A 16,869-nucleotide genomic window follows, 5' to 3' on the forward strand; every position below is an offset into this window, starting at 1 on the left:
TTAAGCGTATAGCGGGTTTGTTTTCTCTGTGTCGATGTCGAATTTCTTAATTGCTTCTGCAACTACAGATTTCTCAACTTCGCCACGTTTCGCTAGTTCAGTTAGCGCTGCTACTACTACGTAACCTGCGTTCACTTCGAAGTGACGACGTAGGTTTTCACGGCTGTCTGAACGACCGAAGCCATCAGTACCAAGAACTTTGAAAGACTCAGCAGGAATGTATGCACGAACCTGCTCTGCGTAGTTCTTCATGTAGTCAGTTGCTGCGATAGCAGGTTCAGTACCCATTACTGTTTGGATGTAAGGTACTTTCGCTTCCGCTTCTGGGTGAAGCATGTTGAAACGCTCTGCATCTTGGCCATCGCGAGTTAGTTCGTTGAATGACGTTACAGAGTAAACATCAGAAGCAACACCGTAATCTTCGCTTAGGATTTGAGCTGCTTTACGTACTTCATTCATGATAGTACCAGAGCTCATTAGCTGAACTTTCGCTTTGTCGCCCGTGTAAGTTTCTAGCTTGTAGATACCTTTACGGATGCCTTCTTCAGCGCCTTCTGGCATTGCTGGCATTGCGTAGTTTTCGTTCATTAGCGTTAGGTAGTAGAACACGTTTTCTTGTTCTGGACCGTACATGCGACGGATACCGTCTTGCATGATTACTGCTACTTCGTACGCGAATGTTGGGTCGTAAGAAATACAGTTAGGAACCGTACCCGCCAAAATGTGCGAGTGGCCGTCTTCGTGCTGTAGACCCTCACCGTTCAACGTTGTACGACCCGCAGTTGCACCTAGTAGGAAACCACGTGCTTGTTGGTCACCAGCCATCCACGCCATGTCGCCAACACGTTGGAAGCCGAACATTGAGTAGTAGATGTAGAACGGGATCATTGGTAGGTCGTTTGTCGAGTATGAAGTCGCAGCAGCAACCCATGAAGACATAGCACCTAGCTCGTTGATACCTTCTTGTAGAACCTGACCTGAAGTCGCTTCTTTGTAGTAAGAAACAACGCCACGGTCTTCTGGTGTGTAAGTTTGGCCGTGCGGGTTGTAGATACCGATTTGACGGAACAGACCTTCCATACCGAATGTACGTGCTTCGTCAGCAATGATAGGAACGATGTTCTTACCAATGTTCTTGTTCTTAAGTAGAACGTTTAGCGCACGTACGAATGCCATAGTAGAAGAGATATCACGCTTCTGTTCTTCTAGTAGTGGCTTGAATTCTTCTAGCTCAGGAACGATGAATTCTTGAGTGAATTTTGGTAGACGCTGTGGCGTGTAGCCGTGTAGCGCTTTACGACGAGCGTGTAGGTATTCGTACTCTTTTGAACCTTCTTCAAGTTTCAGGTACGGAAGTTCTTTCACTGCTTCGTCAGTTAGGATGTCTTGAAGGCCTAGACGATCACGTAGGTGTAGTACGTGAGTCATATCCATCTTCTTAACTTGGTGCGCGATGTTCTTACCTTCAGCCGCTTCACCCATGCCGTAACCTTTAACAGTCTTAGCTAGGATTACTGTTGGACGACCTTTAGTTTCTGCCGCGTTTTTGTATGCCGCGTATAGCTTAGAAGACTCGTGACCACCACGCTTAAGTGCGAAGATTTCGTCATCAGTCATGTCAGCAACAAGTGCAGCTGTCTCTGGGTACTTACCAAAGAAGTGCTCACGTACGTACGCGCCATCTTTTGATTTGAATGTTTGGTAGTCGCCGTCGATCGTTTCATTCATAAGCTGTAGAAGCTTACCAGTCGTATCTTTAGCTAGTAGTGAATCCCAGTTGTTACCCCAGATTACCTTCACTACGTTCCAACCAGCACCTTTGAACAGACCTTCAAGTTCTTGAATGATCTTACCGTTACCCATTACAGGGCCATCTAGACGCTGTAGGTTACAGTTGATTAGGAAGCATAGGTTGTCTAGTTTCTCACGCGCAGCGAAAGAGATAGCACCACGTGATTCTGGCTCATCCATCTCACCGTCACCTAGGAACGCGTAAACGCGCTGTTCTGAAGTATCTTTAAGACCACGGCCTTCTAGGTACTTAAGGAAACGAGCTTGGTAGATAGAAGCGATTGGACCTAGGCCCATCGATACTGTCGGGAACTGCCAGAATTCAGGCATCAGTTTAGGGTGCGGGTATGAAGGAATACCTTTGCCGTCTACTTCTTGACGGAAGTTGTCTAGCTGCTCTTCAGTTAGACGACCTTCAACGAATGCACGTGAGTAGATACCTGGTGAAATGTGACCTTGGTAGTAAACTAGGTCGCCACCATCCTTCTCGTTTGGTGCACGGAAGAAGTGGTTGAAACATGTCTCGTAGAACGCAGCAGAAGACTGGAAAGACGCCATGTGGCCGCCTAGCTCTAGGTCTTTCTTAGATGCACGTAGAACGATCATGATAGCGTTCCAACGAATAATTGAGCGAATACGACGCTCAAGTGTTGTGTCACCTGGGTATGCTGGTTCTTGGTCTGCAGGAATCGTGTTGATGTAGTTAGTTGTGATACCTGTTGGCATATCAACACCGTCTAGACGTGCTTTATCTAGAACTTGCTCTAATAGGAATTGAGCACGCTCTAGACCTTCTTCACGTACAACTGACTCAAGCGCTTGTAGCCATTCTTGAGTTTCCAGTGCATCTACGTCATGCTTCATATCAGACATGGCGATCTATCCTTCTGTTGGTTGGATCTACTTATTTAAGTAACGCTCTTACGAGTCATTACCCTGCTGAATTCGACGTAGAGAACGCTCTCGTCGAGACTCTTCTCGAGTCAAATCCAACAATGTTTCTTCGATGTAAGCCAAGTGCGAGTGGGACATTTCTCGCGCCTTTTCAGGCTGACCAGAAACAATCGCATCCACGATATTGGCTCGGTGTTTACTGACTTTCTCGACCGCTTCTGGGCGGCGACGTAGTAATTTAAAATTTTGTAGAATATTTTGCTCAAGCAAAGGTGCTAAGCTTCGAACAATGTGCAACAAAACCACGTTGTGCGCGGCCTCTGTCAAAGCGATCAAAAATTGCATTACTTCCGCAGATTCAGCTTCGATATCGTTGTTTGCTTGCTCTTGACTAATGCGCTCAAGGCAACCTTGAATACGCGCAAAATCTTCTTCGGTACCACGTAAAGCTGCAAAGTAGGCTGAAATTCCTTCCATCGCATGACGAGACTCAAGCACATCAAGCTGGGTTTCAGAATGACTAGACAACAAATTCAACAAGGGATCTGAAAAGCTCTTCCAGATATTCTCACTTACGAATGTTCCGCCACCTTGGCGACGAGTCAACAAACGCTTCGCTTCCAAACGTTGAATGGCTTCTCGGACTGAAGGACGAGACACATCGAACTGTTTTGCCAGTTCACGCTCTGGAGGCAGTTGTTGCCCCGGAGACAATGTTCCTTCCACTATCAACCTTTCTAACTCTTGTTCTATAACATCAGAGAGTTTTGGCTGACGAATCCTTTGATAAGCCATAATTTATTGTTCTTCTACTCTTGCAGGTAATTGGTAATACCAATTTTAAGTTGGTGCAGAAATTAACATAATTAAAACGCCACTGTCCAGCCGAAAATTGACCTAAATCATAGAACGAGCTTACTTCCAACACTCTGATAACAATCGACTGTTAAAACAGCAATAGAATTGGTATGACCAATTACATAAAGCATACAAATGGGAAGTCGACGTGCTAGCAGTTTTGGAAAAGAAATACAGAAAATGACAAAATTATCAGTCTATTTATTCACCAAAACGGCATGTGCGAGCGTAAAAATGTAGTTAACTTTTAACAATCATTAATATTTCTGGTATCAAAAAAAGGCATACCTGATCGTATGCCTTATTTATTTCGCTTTTTTGAATTTACACTTTCGCTACAAATCAACGCTGTATAAGCAGTCTATATTTCACCCAATCAAAGCTTAGACCAGGATCGCTTTTTCTCAAGGGCGCAATATATTGATGACCGGTAATTCGTGGCGGGGTGATTTGAGGATAAGACTGCATAATCACCTCAGTGATCTCTGCAAGTGATTGATATTGCGCTTCTGTGTAGGCAGTAAATTCTGTCCCTTCAAGCTCGATACCAATGGAATAGTCATTACAACGCTCCCTGCCCGCGAAACTGGATTGACCGGCATGCCATGCTCTATCGAGAAAAGAAACAAATTGAACAACCTCGCCGTTTCTTTTAATCAAGCAATGTGCAGAAACGCCCATTTTGTGAATAACTTCAAAAAATGGATGTGCATTTGGGTCTAGCTTGCCAGTGAAGAAGTCCTCAATATACGGTCCACCAAACTGCCCAGGAGGCAAACTGATGTTGTGTACCACCAGCAGAGAGATGTCGTTTGTATCAGAGCGAGCATCAAAAAATGGTGACGGAACATGCTTTGCCTGTGTCAGCCAGCCATTCTCGATAATTGGGCGCATATCAACCTCTCTACTTTGCAAATTAACTGCTGAAATTATTGACACCGGAGAGTATCATTCGTTGCCATCTCCCTTTCAAGACAAGATTTGCGATGAAGAACACACACAACATTCAAGAACGCCTAGAATACCTTAAACAACAACTCCCTTTAGAGATCACTCGCTCTGTCGCTGATACCTTAAAAGAAGATCTAGGTGGCAGTGTCGACGCAGATAACGACATTACTGCATCTTTGATCCCTGCCGATGCGGTTAATACCGCAACGATTATTACTCGTGAGCATGGTGTGTTCTGTGGTCAAGCATGGGCTGATGAAGTTTTTAAACAGCTCGGTGGCAAGGTCAGCATTGAATGGCACGTAAAGGACGGCGATAAAGTCAAACCTAACCAAACCCTTTGCACGCTGACAGGCCCTGCTCGTGACCTGTTGACTGGTGAGCGTAACGCAATGAATTTCATCCAAACGCTGTCTGGCTGCGCAACAGTTACCGCAGAGTACGCTGAAAAAATCGCGCATACTGAGTGCCGTCTACTAGACACACGCAAAACCATTCCTGGTCTGCGTAGCGCACTAAAATACGCCGTGACGTGTGGTGGTGGCTTTAACCATCGCATCGGCGTGTTCGACGCTTACCTCATTAAAGAAAACCACATTATTGCTTGTGGTGGCATCACTCAAGCCATCCAAAAAGCGAAAGAGCTTAACCCAGGCAAACCGGTAGAAGTAGAAACGGAAAGCTTAGAAGAGTTGAAACAAGCGATAGAGGCTGGTGCCGACATCATCATGCTCGATAACTTCACAAAAGAAATGATGCGTGAAGCCGTAGCGATTAACGCAGGTCGTGCCGCTTTAGAGAACTCCGGCAACATTACGCTAGAGACCATCGCAGAATACGCAGAAACCGGTGTCGATTACATTTCGGTAGGCGCGTTGACTAAGCATTTAAAAGCGATGGATCTTTCGATGCGCTTCAAATAATAAAAGCAACAAATCTCAAATTACTTCAACTAACTCAGTGGTTTGTGAGTAATTCATCATTTAAAAGGGCCAATTGGCCCTTTCTTTTTATCCACTAAAAAATAGTACTACTCGCAAAACTCTGCATGCTATATGCAACTTTTCACCAAAGAGTTTTATCTCACTCGAGAGCCCACCCCTTCCCCATTTTCAACCCACCTTAACTCTCCATAATCTTTCGCTAATGCAAGAGCATTATTAATTTTTAGGAAAGGGTTAAAAATGAAAAACAGTAAACAAAAAAAACAACAGGGTTTTACTCTGATTGAATTAATGATTGTGGTGGCGATTATTGGGATTTTGGCGGCGTTTGCTGTGCCTGCTTATCAAGACTACACCAAGAAAGCGACTTTATCAGAATTTCCTAAGGCCGCAGCTGCTGTAAAAATGGCAGTAGAACTTTGTGCACATGAGAATGCTTCAGATCAAACATCTTTTTCCAAAAATTGTATATCTGACAAAAATGGAATTCCCAAAGTAGTGAACCTTAATAATATCAAGATAACTGCAGAAGCAGCATCTGCAGGTGTAAAAGTAATAGCAGAAGCTTCGACAGACAAAGGGCCAATTGAGGCAAAAGAAAAATATGTGATGACAGCAGCATACTCTGGCGACGGACTAACATGGACGAATACTTGTTTAGATTCAGCTGACAAAAATCAAACTACATATTGTCCATAATGCTAACCAACCTATCCACGGCTCTTCGCCAAAAAAGGTTACTGACGTTTTCCCAAGAAGAATCGTTAATAGAGCAAGTCAAAGCTTCTGGCATTTCGATGCCAGAGGCTTTACTCAGTTCTGGATTATTTACATCAAGCGAACTCGCTGAGCACTTAAGTTCTCTCTTTGGTTTAAATCAGCCCGAGTTATCTCAGTACGAGTATGCTTCGCTTTGTCAGCAACTTGGCCTTAGGGAATTAATCACGCGGCATAACGCACTCCCACTCCAGCGTACGTCTTCAACGTTATTACTCGCCGTTGCCGACCCCACCAACCAACAAGCAGAAGATGATTTTCGCTTTGCCACTGGTTTACAGGTTGAATTGGTCTTGGGGGATTTTAGTCAACTCAGCGCGGCAATTCGACGCTTGTATGGTCGTTCATTGAGTCATGAGAAGTCCGGGTTAAAAGAGATCAACCAAGAAGAGTTAGCCAATCTGGTTGACGTGGGCGCAGATGAAATCGACAACATTGAAGACTTGAGCCAAGATGAGTCTCCTGTTAGCCGTTACATCAACCAAATTCTATTGGACGCTGTGCGCAAAGGCGCATCCGATATCCACTTTGAGCCCTATGAAAAGATGTACCGTGTTCGCCTACGCTGTGATGGCATCTTAATCGAAACACAGCAGCCACCAAGCCACTTAAGTCGCCGCTTATCCGCTCGTATCAAAATCCTCTCTAAGCTTGATATTGCAGAGCGACGTTTACCACAAGATGGGCGTATTAAGCTCAAGTTGAATCAAGACACCGCAATTGATATGCGTGTATCCACGCTGCCTACTCTATTTGGAGAGAAAATTGTACTACGACTGCTCGACAGCAGCTCTGCGTCATTGGATATCGACAAGCTTGGTTATAGCGAACAACAAAAACAATTGTACTTGGATGCGCTGCGTCGCCCACAAGGCATGATTCTGATGACAGGTCCAACCGGGAGCGGAAAAACCGTTTCTTTGTACACCGGGCTGAGTATCCTCAATAAACCAGAAATCAACATTTCTACGGCAGAAGACCCAGTAGAAATTAACTTATCGGGCATTAACCAAGTTCAAGTCCAGCCTAAGATTGGTTTTGGTTTTGCCGAAGCACTGCGCTCTTTCTTACGTCAAGACCCCGATGTGGTAATGGTCGGTGAGATTCGTGACTTAGACACTGCAGAAATCGCGATCAAAGCCTCGCAAACTGGTCACTTAGTACTTTCAACCTTGCATACCAACTCTGCGGCTGAAACGGTTATTCGTTTATCAAACATGGGCGTAGAAAGCTTTAACTTGGCCTCCTCTCTTAGTTTGATTATTGCCCAGCGCTTGGCCCGTAAACTGTGCTCGCACTGTAAAAAATCACAAGAGCTTACCGCTCAGCTACAACATCTTGGAATTCAAGCAAGCGACAACATTTTTAAAGCCAATCCCGATGGATGTAATGAGTGTACCCATGGTTATTCCGGCCGAACGGGGATTTATGAAGTGATGCGCTTTGATGAATTTCTCTCCGAAGCGCTTATTAAAGGCGCCTCGGTACATGAACTAGAAAAACTCGCCATCGCAAATGGTATGAGCACGTTACAAATGTCGGGCATAGAAAAACTCAAACAAGGGATCACAAGTTTTAGTGAACTACAGCGCGTACTTTATTTTTAATCCTTTAATCAGCAGTCACCTCTATGAAAAGCACTACACCACAACTTAAAAACTTCCGCTGGAAAGGCATCAACAGTTCAGGCAAAAAGACGTCTGGACAAACCCTCGCGATGACAGAAATTGAAGTACGCGAACGTCTAAACGCACAACACATCAAGATCAAGAAGTTAAAGAAAAGCAGTATCTCGTTTCTAACTAAACTCAGCCATCGCGTGAAAGGCAGAGACATCACGGTGTTTACCCGGCAAATTTCGACGATGTTGATAACCGGTGTCCCCTTAGTTCAGGCTTTAAAATTGGTATCAGAAAACCACAAAAAAGCAGAGATGAAATCCATTTTGATGAGCGTGACACGCGCCGTTGAAGCGGGTACGCCCATGTCAAAAGCAATGCGCACTGCAAGTGAACACTTTGACCCACTCTATAACGACCTTATCGCCACAGGTGAGCAATCCGGTAACTTAGCAGAAGTATTCGAGCGCTTAGCCACCTACCGAGAAAAAAATGAACAACTCCGTGCGAAAGTGATCAAAGCCCTGATTTACCCAGCAATGGTAGTGCTAGTAGCGTTAGGCGTCTCGTTTATCATGCTCACCAAAGTCATTCCCGAGTTTGAAAAAATGTTTGTTGGTTTTGGTGCTGACTTACCTTGGTTTACCAGGCAAGTATTAGATCTTTCCGCCTGGACACAAAACTGGAGTCCGTTTATCGCACTAGGCTCCATTAGTTTATTCATCTCGGCGAGAATCATCTCTAAGCGTTCAGATTCTTTTCGCTTAATGCTCAACCGCTCTGTGCTTAAATTTCCTGTTCTGGGCCCTGTATTATCAAAAGCCGCTATCGCCAAATTTAGTCGAACACTCGCCACAAGCTTTACAGCGGGTATTCCAATTCTAACCAGTTTAAAAACCACATCAAAAACCTCAGGAAACTTACACTATCAACTCGCCATAGAAGAAGTTTACCGTGATACCGCCGCAGGTATGCCAATGTATGTTGCCATGCGTAACTGTAATGTGTTCCCTGAATTAGTGTTACAAATGGTCATGATCGGTGAAGAGTCTGGTCGACTTGACGATATGCTCAATAAAGTTGCAACGATCTACGAGTTTGAAGTCGACAACACCGTCGACAACCTTAGTAAAATTCTAGAGCCGCTAATTATCGTATTTTTAGGTATCGTTGTTGGCGGATTAGTGACAGCAATGTACTTGCCAATCTTTAACTTAATGAGTGTATTGGGCTAGAATGAGCTGTTAACTCCTTTAAAACAGCATCTTGCTGATTTCACTCATCGCTCAAGAGACAAATATGGAAGTATTCCAGTACTACCCTTGGCTATTCGTTGTGTTTGCCACCATCTTCGGTCTGATCGTGGGTAGCTTCCTCAATGTGGTTATTTATCGACTACCTAAAATCATGGAACTAGAATGGCGACGCGAATGTGCCGAGTCATTTCCTGAATACAAAATAGAACCTCCTAAAGAAGTGCTGACCTTGAGCGTCCCACGCTCCTCCTGCCAGAAATGCGCAACACCGATACGTATTCGCGACAACATTCCTGTGATTAGCTGGCTGCTTTTAAAAGGCAAATGTCACAACTGTCAGACAACCATTAGCACACGCTATCCACTGATTGAACTGCTCACTGCATTCTGCTCAGGCTTTGTCGCTTACCACTTTGGTTTTAGTTACTTTACCGTTGCCCTACTCTTTTTCACTTTTATCTTAATCGCTGCAACATTTATCGATCTCGATACTATGTTGTTACCTGACCAATTAACATTACCATTAACTTGGGCTGGCATTGCCTTAGCATTAGTCGAAATAAGTCCTGTTACTCTACAAGATTCTGTCATTGGTGCTATTGCTGGTTACCTATGTCTCTGGTCCGTTTACTGGGGCTTTAAGCTACTTACTGGTAAAGAAGGAATGGGATATGGTGATTTTAAACTACTAGCAGCACTAGGGGCTTGGCTAGGTTGGCAGTCACTGCCGATGATCATTCTACTTTCTTCTGTGGTTGGCATCGTATTTGGCATCATTCAACTACGCTTGCAAAAACAGGGAATTGAAAAAGCTTTCCCTTTCGGTCCTTACTTAGCAATTGCTGGTTGGATAAGCTTAATTTGGGGCGAGCAGATTTTAAACTGGTACTTTACTTCAGTTCTAGGAGTGTAAATGGCTTTGGTTATTGGTTTAACAGGTGGTATCGCTAGTGGAAAAACAACCGTCGCGAATCTGTTCAAACAACAATTTAAAATCGATATCGTCGATGCCGACATTGTAGCAAGAGAAGTTGTCGAGCCAGGTACTCCCGGCCTAAACGCGATTATTGAACACTTTGGTCACGATATCGTTCGTGAAGACCAAACTTTAGATCGCGCAAAGCTGAGAGAAAAAATCTTTTCGAATTCAGATGAAAAAGCATGGCTCAACGCACTGTTGCACCCGATAATTCGTGAAAAGATGATCGAAGATTTGCAGCAAGTCACTTCAGAGTATGCGTTACTTGTGGTGCCGTTGCTCGTAGAAAACAAGCTAGATAGTTTGTGTGATCGCGTTCTTGTCGTCGATGTAGAACCGAATACACAGATATCTCGCACGATGAAACGAGACAATGTGAGTGAAGATCAAGTTCGCGCCATCCTTGCCTCTCAAGCATCAAGAGAGCAAAGGCTCGCGCTTGCAGACGATGTGGTTAAGAATAATCCAAGTGACCCTGATCTTTTGCTTCAAATCACAGATTTGCACGAAAAGTACCTAGCCATGTGTAAGAAAAATCTGCGAAAATAGGAACGAAACTCACAAAGGCTTATGTCGATGACCACGCACAAATTTGAACATCCGTTAAATGAGAAAACTCGTATTTATCTAAGAGTGGAGTCTCTGCTGCGTCAGGCTCACTTGGCCTCTGGGTTTAGCGAAAATCATCAGTATCAACTGTTTTTCCGTGCGTTATTCGATATGGTTGAGATCTTCGAACAAATCCAACTGAAAAGTGAACTGGCTAAAGATCTTGAGAAGCAGCGGCTGTCGTACCGCCATTGGCTCAATGTTGATGGTGTCGATCAAGACGCATTAAATACCCTACTACAAGAGATAGATGTCGTTCATAGCCAACTAATGGGTGCTGAACGTTTTGGCCAAGCATTAAAAGAAGATCGCTTCCTAAGCTCTATCCGTCAACGCTTTAATCTACCGGGTGGTTCATGCTGTTTTGATCTGCCAGCATTACACTACTGGCTTCATCTACCTATTGAACGTAAAAAGCGTGATGCACAACAGTGGCAAGCAAGCTTAAAGCCCTTATCTGATGCGCTTTCGTTATGGTTAAAGCTCACTAGAGAGACCGGACATTTCAAAGCTCAAATCGGTCGTGCAGGTTTCTTCCAAAGTGACGCTGATGAAGCCAACATTCTAAGACTTCACATCCCAATGGAATATGGCGTGTATCCTATGATTTCAGGCCATAAAAACCGCTTTGCGATCAAGTTCATGTCGTTTGAAAACGGTCAAGCGTGCACACAAGATATTGAATTTGAACTTGCTGTGTGCAGCTAAGACGACACTACGCCTCGCCTCCATAATCTAAAATTCAACGCTTTATTGCGCTTATATTTGATAAAATTTCGTAGCAGCAATAGCGCGTTGAATAAGCCATCTTTAATTCGTTTAGGTATACTACCCTTTAACACCAATTAGTAATGGGACGCTCAACTATGTCTAAAGTTACCATCGTTCAATGTCCACAATGTGGCGCCGACGTAGAATGGGGAGAACAAAGTCCTCATCGCCCTTTCTGCAGTAAACAATGCCAAATGATTGATTTTGGTGAATGGGCAGATGAAGAAAACACCATCCCAGGCGCACCCGATATGTCCGATAGTGATGGCTGGTCTGAAGATCAGTACTAAATTAAGACCTAGGGTAAAGGAAGATCCTAGGTTCCTTCTTGGGGAATCTGAATCACGCTCCTTCGTCGCTGTCCAGAATGACGAATTTTAACCGCGGTACCCTGTAATCTTTGGCTATCAATTCCCGTTATTCCGAGGAGCCATAGCGACATCAGGAATCTACTCACAGTAAGGATGAAGCTAACAACTTAAACACTTGCATGCTCGACTAGTAGATTCTGAATCACGCTCCTTCGTCGCTGTCCAGAATGACGAATTTTAACCACGGTACTCTATAATCTTTGACCATCATTTCCTGTCATTCCGAGGAGCCATAGCGGCATCAGGAATCTATTCACAACAAGACAGAGGCGTGGAGTGTACGTCAGTGCATGAGCATCGACAGTGCAGGTCGGGTGAAAAGAAACGAGCAAGCTAATTACACAAATAAAAAAACGGAGCCCTAAAAGGACTCCGTTTAAGATGAGAACGCTAGTTATAGCATTACTTCTTAGCAAGTTTCTCTTTGATACGAGCAGACTTACCAGAACGCTCACGTAGGTAGTACAACTTGGCACGACGTACTGCACCACGGCGTTTAACTTCGATGCTATCAACGATTGGAGAGTGTGTTTGGAACGTACGCTCAACACCTTCACCGTTAGAGATCTTACGTACAGTGAAAGCAGAGTGTAGACCACGGTTACGGATTGCGATTACAACGCCTTCGAAAGCCTGTAGACGCTCACGGTCACCTTCTTTTACCTTAACTTGAACTACAACAGTGTCACCTGGTGCAAATTTAGGTAGGTCTGATTTCATTTGCTCTTCTTCAAGAGCTTTGATGATGTTACTCATTTTTTAAATTCCTAGAATAAACTGATACTAAATAAATTAGGTTACTTTGCGTTATGTTCTTTAATGGCTTTATGCTCATTAACAAACTCAGCAAGTAATTGTTCCTGTTCGTCAGTCAGAGCTAGGTTTTCCAGGAGCTCTGGTCTTCTTAGCCAAGTACGGCCCAACGACTGCTTGAGTCGCCATTGACGAATGTCCTTGTGATTGCCTGACATCAGTACCGCTGGTACCTCTTTGTCATCCAATACTTCTGGACGCGTATAGTGAGGGCAATCTAACAAGCCATTCGCAAAAGAGTCTTCTTCTGCTGACGCGAAATCCCCTAGTACACCCGGAACAAACCGAGAGACAGAGTCGATTAACGTCATGGCTGGTATCTCACCACCCGTCATCACAAAATCACCAATCGACCATTCTTCGTCGACTTCAGATTGAATGATGCGCTCATCTACCCCTTCATAACGACCACAAATCAGAAGCAAGTTCTCATTCGTTGCCAGTTCTTCCACTCCTTTCTGGTCGAGCTTGCGACCTTGAGGAGAAAGGTAGATGACTTTCGTCTTGCCCGGTGAGGCTGCTTTCGCGGTATGAATGGCATCGCGCAAAGGCTGAACCATCATTAACATACCAGGGCCACCACCGTAAGGTCGGTCATCGACTGTGCGATGTTTGTCGTGAGTGAAATCTCTAGGATTCCAAGTCTCAATCGACAAAAGACCTTTTTTAACCGCTTGACCTGTTACTCCAAAATCAGTAACAGAACGGAACATTTCTGGAAAAAGGCTAATAACGCCAACCCACATGTTTATCTCGCTCTGTAATTTTGGAGATTAGAATCCAGGATCCCAGTCAACTTCGATCCGTTGAGCTTCGCGATCAACATTAATGATCACTTGCTCTTCAAGGAACGGGATTAATCGTTCCTTCTGCCCGAAAGCATCTTTAAGATTTGCTTTAACAACCAGAACATCGTTTGAGCCAGTTTCTAGCATGTCAGTAACGACACCTAGATCGTAACCTTTAGTAGTTACAACTTGCATCCCAAACAATTCGCGCCAGTAGAACTCATCTTCTGACAATTCAGGAAGTACCGCAGGGTCAATAGCAATTTCAAAGTTCGTCATTAGATGTGCGTCTTCACGAACATCCATGCCTTCCAACTTAGCCACCATACCTTTGTTATGGCGCTTCCAGCTTTCTACTTTGTACTCAACCCACTTGCCCTTTTGGTTAATGTACCAAGGGCTGTAATCGAAAATGCTTTCAGCATTGTCTGTGTAGGAAAAAACCTTAAGCCAACCACGAATGCCGTAAGTAGCACCAAACTTGCCTACAACAATCTTTTCGTTGCTCATTGTTTCTTTACCTTTCATCGACATAAACTAGTTTCTACTTTTCAAGTAAAAAATTAAGCCGCTTTTTGAGCGTCTTTAACTAGCTTAGCAACACGGTCAGATACTGACGCGCCTTGACCAACCCAGTGGTTAACGCGGTCTAGGTCTAGACGTAGACCTTCTTCTTGACCTTTAGCAGTTGGGTTGAAGAAACCAACTTTCTCGATGAAACGGCCAGTTGCAGCGTTGCGGCTGTCCGCTACTACGATTTGATAAAATGGACGCTTTTTAGCGCCGTGACGTGCCAAACGAATGGTTACCATGTCGTCCTCTTTGCTTTCTCAAAAATAAAATTAACCCCAAAAACCATTCAAGAAATTAAACAGTTTGGGGTCTCGTGCCAAAATAAAGCTCCGGAATTTTACTCTTCTCCCGGAGCAATGCAAGGAGTTTAGTTACTTTTTCACCAACATAAATTGAATTTAAAGTTTGTGACGTACCTAACACCCTGAATCTATGCGTGATCGATTAATTAACGACCAAATGGGTTGAAGCCACCGCCACCCCCCATGCCGCCCATCATGCCTTGCATGTTGCGCATCATGCCTTTCATGCCACCTTTTTGCATCTTTTTCATCATTTTCTGCATTTGGGTGAACTGTTTTAGTAAGCGGTTTACATCTTGAACCTGCACACCAGAACCAGCCGCGATACGCTTCTTGCGCGAGCCCTTGATAATTTCTGGGCGTTGACGTTCTTTCATTGTCATGGAGCTGATGATCGCTTCCATCTGTTTGAACATCTTGTCATCGACTTTATCTTTCACATTGTCTGGTAGCTGGGACATTCCTGGAAGCTTATCCATCATCCCCATCATGCCGCCCATGTTTTGCATCTGGCCTAGCTGTTCACGGAAATCTTCAAGGTCGAAACCTTTCTTCTCTTTGAACTTCTTCGCTAACTTTTCTGCCTTTTCTTGGTCAACGTTGCGTTGTAGGTCTTCAATCAAAGACAGAACGTCACCCATGCCAAGAATACGTGAAGCAACACGATCTGGGTGGAACGGTTCTAGCGCGTCAGTTTTTTCACCGACACCCAAGAATTTGATTGGTTTGCCCGTGACATGGCGTACTGAAAGTGCCGCACCACCACGAGCATCACCATCAACCTTAGTTAGAACTACACCGGTAAGAGGTAGCGCATCACCAAAGGCTTTTGCTGTATTTGCTGCGTCTTGACCCGTCATGGCGTCAACAACAAATAGCGTTTCTACTGGGTTGATAGCTGCGTGAAGATCTTTGATCTCCCCCATCATCTCTTCATCAATTGCCAAACGACCTGCGGTATCGACAATAAGTACGTCGTAGAACTTTTTCTTCGCATGGTCAATCGCTGCATTGGCGATATCAATAGGCTTTTGGTCTGGTGATGATGGGAAGAAGTCAACACCGATGTCTGATGCCAGTGTTTCAAGCTGCTTGATTGCCGCAGGACGGTAAACGTCGGCAGACACAACCAAGACTTTCTTCTTGTCACGTTCTTTTAGAAGCTTAGATAACTTACCTACCGATGTGGTTTTACCCGCACCTTGTAGACCAGCCATAAGAAGCACAGCAGGTGGTTGAGCAGCAAGGTTTAGCGCCTCATTCGACTCACCCATTACGGCTTCAAGTTCTGTTTGAACGATCTTGATAAATTCCTGACCTGGAGTCAGAGATTTAGAAACTTCTACGCCCACCGCTTTTTCTTTAACGCGGTTCACAAATTCACGAACGACCGGAAGCGCAACGTCAGCTTCAAGTAGAGCCATTCGGACTTCACGTAGGGTTTCTTTAATGTTGTCTTCGGTCAGACGACCTTTACCACTGATATTTTTCAGCGTTTTGGATAATCGATCCGTTAAATTCTCAAACATCTTTGTCTCTTCGCTAAAATGGCGATTAATTAGTGTGAGTATACATTAGCCAAGGTCTGAGTCATACCCGTACCGCTGTCCTATTCTTGTCTCTATTTATATATGGTGGGGTAACTTATTAATTTCAATATCTCATCTCTCACGATTGATGTCGGATATAACGTAGCCCCAAAGTGTAATGCAAGGTATAATTTCTCCATCGTGCACAATAATATTTAGGATTCATGGATAGCTTAATAGCCATCGCGGCCGCCATACTTTATGTCTTGGCGATTGCGACCATCATACCCGGACTCTCACAACAGTCAGGAATCAAAGCAAAAACAGTGTTTGCTAGTGCTGCCTGTGCGCTTGTTTTTCATGCGTGGATTTTGAGTGATCTGATTTTTGATGGTTCAGGTCAAAACCTGAGTATTCTCAACGTGGCTTCTTTGATCAGTTTTATTATTTCTCTGGTCATGAGCCTTGCTATGTTGAAAAACCGACTGTGGTTTTTATTGCCTGTCGTTTATAGCTTTGCTGCCATCAATTTATCTGCTGCCACATTTTTGCCAAGCACGTTTATAAAGCACCTAGAGAATGACCCTAAGCTACTCATTCATATTTCATTTGCGCTCTTCTCATACGCGACTTTAACTATCGGGGCACTCTATGCGCTTCAGTTGGCTTGGCTGGATCACAAACTGAAAGCAAAAAAATCTTTGGCGATTAACCCAAACCTGCCGCCTCTATTAATGGTGGAGCGTCAACTCTTCAAAATTATTTTGATCGGTAACTTATTGTTAACTGCCACGCTCATTACTGGCTTTGTCTTTGTGCAGGATATGTTTGCCCAAGGTAAGGCACATAAGGGCATTCTTTCTTTCATCGCTTGGGTGGTGTACTCAATACTGCTTTGGGGTCACTATCAAAAAGGCTGGCGTGGTAGAAAAGTCACATGGTTCGCTGTTGCAGGAGCAACACTGTTAACTCTGGCATATTTTGGCAGTCGCTTTGTAAAAGAAATCATCTTGAATTAAGGAGCTCTAGGGCTCCTATCCTTTA

17 protein-coding genes are annotated in these 16,869 nt (G+C 44.2%); 9 read left to right on the forward strand and 8 right to left on the reverse strand.

From position 1 onward, the window contains the following. From aceE to ampD, 3 genes are all read right to left on the reverse strand, one after another. A complete protein-coding gene (aceE, locus tag KI742_RS13040; RefSeq protein ID WP_005386612.1) occupies positions 1–2,664 on the reverse strand; it encodes a pyruvate dehydrogenase (acetyl-transferring), homodimeric type in 2,664 nt (887 codons plus the stop codon). Positions 2,665–2,712: 48 nt separating this feature from the next. Beyond that, positions 2,713–3,480, reverse strand: a complete 768-nt coding sequence (gene pdhR / locus KI742_RS13045) for a pyruvate dehydrogenase complex transcriptional repressor PdhR (RefSeq protein ID WP_005379989.1) — start codon at positions 3,478–3,480, stop codon at positions 2,713–2,715. A 405-nt stretch (positions 3,481–3,885) separates the two neighbouring features. Next, the gene (ampD, locus tag KI742_RS13050) at positions 3,886–4,437 is read right to left on the reverse strand and encodes a 1,6-anhydro-N-acetylmuramyl-L-alanine amidase AmpD (RefSeq protein WP_167415436.1); all 552 of its coding nucleotides are present in this window, start codon (positions 4,435–4,437) and stop codon (positions 3,886–3,888) included. A 92-nt stretch (positions 4,438–4,529) separates the two neighbouring features. Here ampD and nadC point away from each other — a divergent pair, with 92 nt between their 5' ends. The 8 genes from nadC to yacG all read left to right on the forward strand — a co-directional run bounded on the left by nadC (position 4,530) and on the right by yacG (position 11,739). After that, positions 4,530–5,417 (forward strand): carboxylating nicotinate-nucleotide diphosphorylase, encoded by an 888-nt coding sequence (nadC, locus tag KI742_RS13055; protein WP_017820396.1) that lies wholly within the window; start codon positions 4,530–4,532, stop codon positions 5,415–5,417. 261 nt (positions 5,418–5,678) lie between these two features. Beyond that, complete coding sequence (locus KI742_RS13060) at positions 5,679–6,137, forward strand: prepilin-type N-terminal cleavage/methylation domain-containing protein (protein ID WP_167415437.1); 459 nt, start codon at positions 5,679–5,681, stop codon at positions 6,135–6,137. Beyond that, entirely contained in the window at positions 6,137–7,822 is a 1,686-nt protein-coding gene (gene pilB / locus KI742_RS13065) for a type IV-A pilus assembly ATPase PilB (protein WP_167415438.1), read from the forward strand. The genes KI742_RS13060 and pilB overlap by 1 nt, the downstream gene beginning before the upstream one ends. Before the next feature lie 23 nt (positions 7,823–7,845). Further along, the gene (locus KI742_RS13070) at positions 7,846–9,069 is read left to right on the forward strand and encodes a type II secretion system F family protein (protein ID WP_167415439.1); all 1,224 of its coding nucleotides are present in this window, start codon (positions 7,846–7,848) and stop codon (positions 9,067–9,069) included. A gap of 64 nt (positions 9,070–9,133) precedes the next feature. Next, the gene (locus KI742_RS13075; protein WP_025768182.1) at positions 9,134–10,003 is read left to right on the forward strand and encodes an A24 family peptidase; all 870 of its coding nucleotides are present in this window, start codon (positions 9,134–9,136) and stop codon (positions 10,001–10,003) included. Next, positions 10,004–10,618 carry a dephospho-CoA kinase gene (coaE, locus tag KI742_RS13080; RefSeq protein WP_017635920.1) on the forward strand — a complete coding sequence of 205 codons (615 nt, stop codon included), beginning with the start codon at positions 10,004–10,006 and terminating at the stop codon, positions 10,616–10,618. Between the two features lie 27 nt (positions 10,619–10,645). Then, positions 10,646–11,386, forward strand: coding sequence for a cell division protein ZapD (gene zapD / locus KI742_RS13085; protein WP_005373086.1), 741 nt, complete (start codon positions 10,646–10,648; stop codon positions 11,384–11,386). Between the two features lie 158 nt (positions 11,387–11,544). Further along, positions 11,545–11,739: a DNA gyrase inhibitor YacG gene (yacG, locus tag KI742_RS13090; protein ID WP_017635922.1), complete on the forward strand. Its 195-nt coding sequence runs from the start codon at positions 11,545–11,547 to the stop codon at positions 11,737–11,739. A gap of 483 nt (positions 11,740–12,222) precedes the next feature. On the opposite strand, the gene rplS is transcribed toward yacG, so the two are convergent. The 5 genes from rplS to ffh form a co-directional block, all read right to left on the reverse strand. Beyond that, on the reverse strand, positions 12,223–12,576 hold the full coding sequence (gene rplS, locus KI742_RS13095; RefSeq protein ID WP_005379971.1) for a 50S ribosomal protein L19: 354 nt from the start codon (positions 12,574–12,576) through the stop codon (positions 12,223–12,225). Between the two features lie 41 nt (positions 12,577–12,617). After that, the gene (gene trmD, locus KI742_RS13100) at positions 12,618–13,379 is read right to left on the reverse strand and encodes a tRNA (guanosine(37)-N1)-methyltransferase TrmD (RefSeq protein ID WP_005385420.1); all 762 of its coding nucleotides are present in this window, start codon (positions 13,377–13,379) and stop codon (positions 12,618–12,620) included. Positions 13,380–13,406: 27 nt separating this feature from the next. Further along, positions 13,407–13,955 carry a ribosome maturation factor RimM gene (rimM, locus tag KI742_RS13105; protein WP_005379964.1) on the reverse strand — a complete coding sequence of 183 codons (549 nt, stop codon included), beginning with the start codon at positions 13,953–13,955 and terminating at the stop codon, positions 13,407–13,409. A gap of 29 nt (positions 13,956–13,984) precedes the next feature. Continuing rightward, entirely contained in the window at positions 13,985–14,233 is a 249-nt protein-coding gene (gene rpsP, locus KI742_RS13110; protein WP_005379962.1) for a 30S ribosomal protein S16, read from the reverse strand. Between the two features lie 209 nt (positions 14,234–14,442). After that, a complete protein-coding gene (gene ffh / locus KI742_RS13115; RefSeq protein ID WP_005385423.1) occupies positions 14,443–15,825 on the reverse strand; it encodes a signal recognition particle protein in 1,383 nt (460 codons plus the stop codon). A 224-nt stretch (positions 15,826–16,049) separates the two neighbouring features. Between ffh and KI742_RS13120 the strand changes: the two genes are divergently transcribed. Continuing rightward, positions 16,050–16,844: an inner membrane protein YpjD gene (locus KI742_RS13120; protein WP_005379950.1), complete on the forward strand. Its 795-nt coding sequence runs from the start codon at positions 16,050–16,052 to the stop codon at positions 16,842–16,844. Positions 16,845–16,869 lie beyond the last annotated feature (25 nt).

The organism is Vibrio sp. D417a (assembly GCF_030248595.1).
Lineage (GTDB): Bacteria > Pseudomonadota > Gammaproteobacteria > Enterobacterales > Vibrionaceae > Vibrio > Vibrio alginolyticus.

Bases quoted from the DNA above. Each gene is read 5' to 3' on its own strand.
- aceE (WP_005386612.1), bottom strand. From the start codon at position 2,664: ATGTCTGATATGAAGCATGACGTAGATGCACTGGAAACTCAAGAATGG.
- pdhR (WP_005379989.1), bottom strand. From the start codon at position 3,480: ATGGCTTATCAAAGGATTCGTCAGCCAAAACTCTCTGATGTTATAGAA.
- ampD (WP_167415436.1), bottom strand. From the start codon at position 4,437: ATGCGCCCAATTATCGAGAATGGCTGGCTGACACAGGCAAAGCATGTT.
- nadC (WP_017820396.1), top strand. From the start codon at position 4,530: ATGAAGAACACACACAACATTCAAGAACGCCTAGAATACCTTAAACAA.
- KI742_RS13060 (WP_167415437.1), top strand. From the start codon at position 5,679: ATGAAAAACAGTAAACAAAAAAAACAACAGGGTTTTACTCTGATTGAA.
- pilB (WP_167415438.1), top strand. From the start codon at position 6,137: ATGCTAACCAACCTATCCACGGCTCTTCGCCAAAAAAGGTTACTGACG.
- KI742_RS13070 (WP_167415439.1), top strand. From the start codon at position 7,846: ATGAAAAGCACTACACCACAACTTAAAAACTTCCGCTGGAAAGGCATC.
- KI742_RS13075 (WP_025768182.1), top strand. From the start codon at position 9,134: ATGGAAGTATTCCAGTACTACCCTTGGCTATTCGTTGTGTTTGCCACC.
- coaE (WP_017635920.1), top strand. From the start codon at position 10,004: ATGGCTTTGGTTATTGGTTTAACAGGTGGTATCGCTAGTGGAAAAACA.
- zapD (WP_005373086.1), top strand. From the start codon at position 10,646: ATGACCACGCACAAATTTGAACATCCGTTAAATGAGAAAACTCGTATT.
- yacG (WP_017635922.1), top strand. From the start codon at position 11,545: ATGTCTAAAGTTACCATCGTTCAATGTCCACAATGTGGCGCCGACGTA.
- rplS (WP_005379971.1), bottom strand. From the start codon at position 12,576: ATGAGTAACATCATCAAAGCTCTTGAAGAAGAGCAAATGAAATCAGAC.
- trmD (WP_005385420.1), bottom strand. From the start codon at position 13,379: ATGTGGGTTGGCGTTATTAGCCTTTTTCCAGAAATGTTCCGTTCTGTT.
- rimM (WP_005379964.1), bottom strand. From the start codon at position 13,955: ATGTCGATGAAAGGTAAAGAAACAATGAGCAACGAAAAGATTGTTGTA.
- rpsP (WP_005379962.1), bottom strand. From the start codon at position 14,233: ATGGTAACCATTCGTTTGGCACGTCACGGCGCTAAAAAGCGTCCATTT.
- ffh (WP_005385423.1), bottom strand. From the start codon at position 15,825: ATGTTTGAGAATTTAACGGATCGATTATCCAAAACGCTGAAAAATATC.
- KI742_RS13120 (WP_005379950.1), top strand. From the start codon at position 16,050: ATGGATAGCTTAATAGCCATCGCGGCCGCCATACTTTATGTCTTGGCG.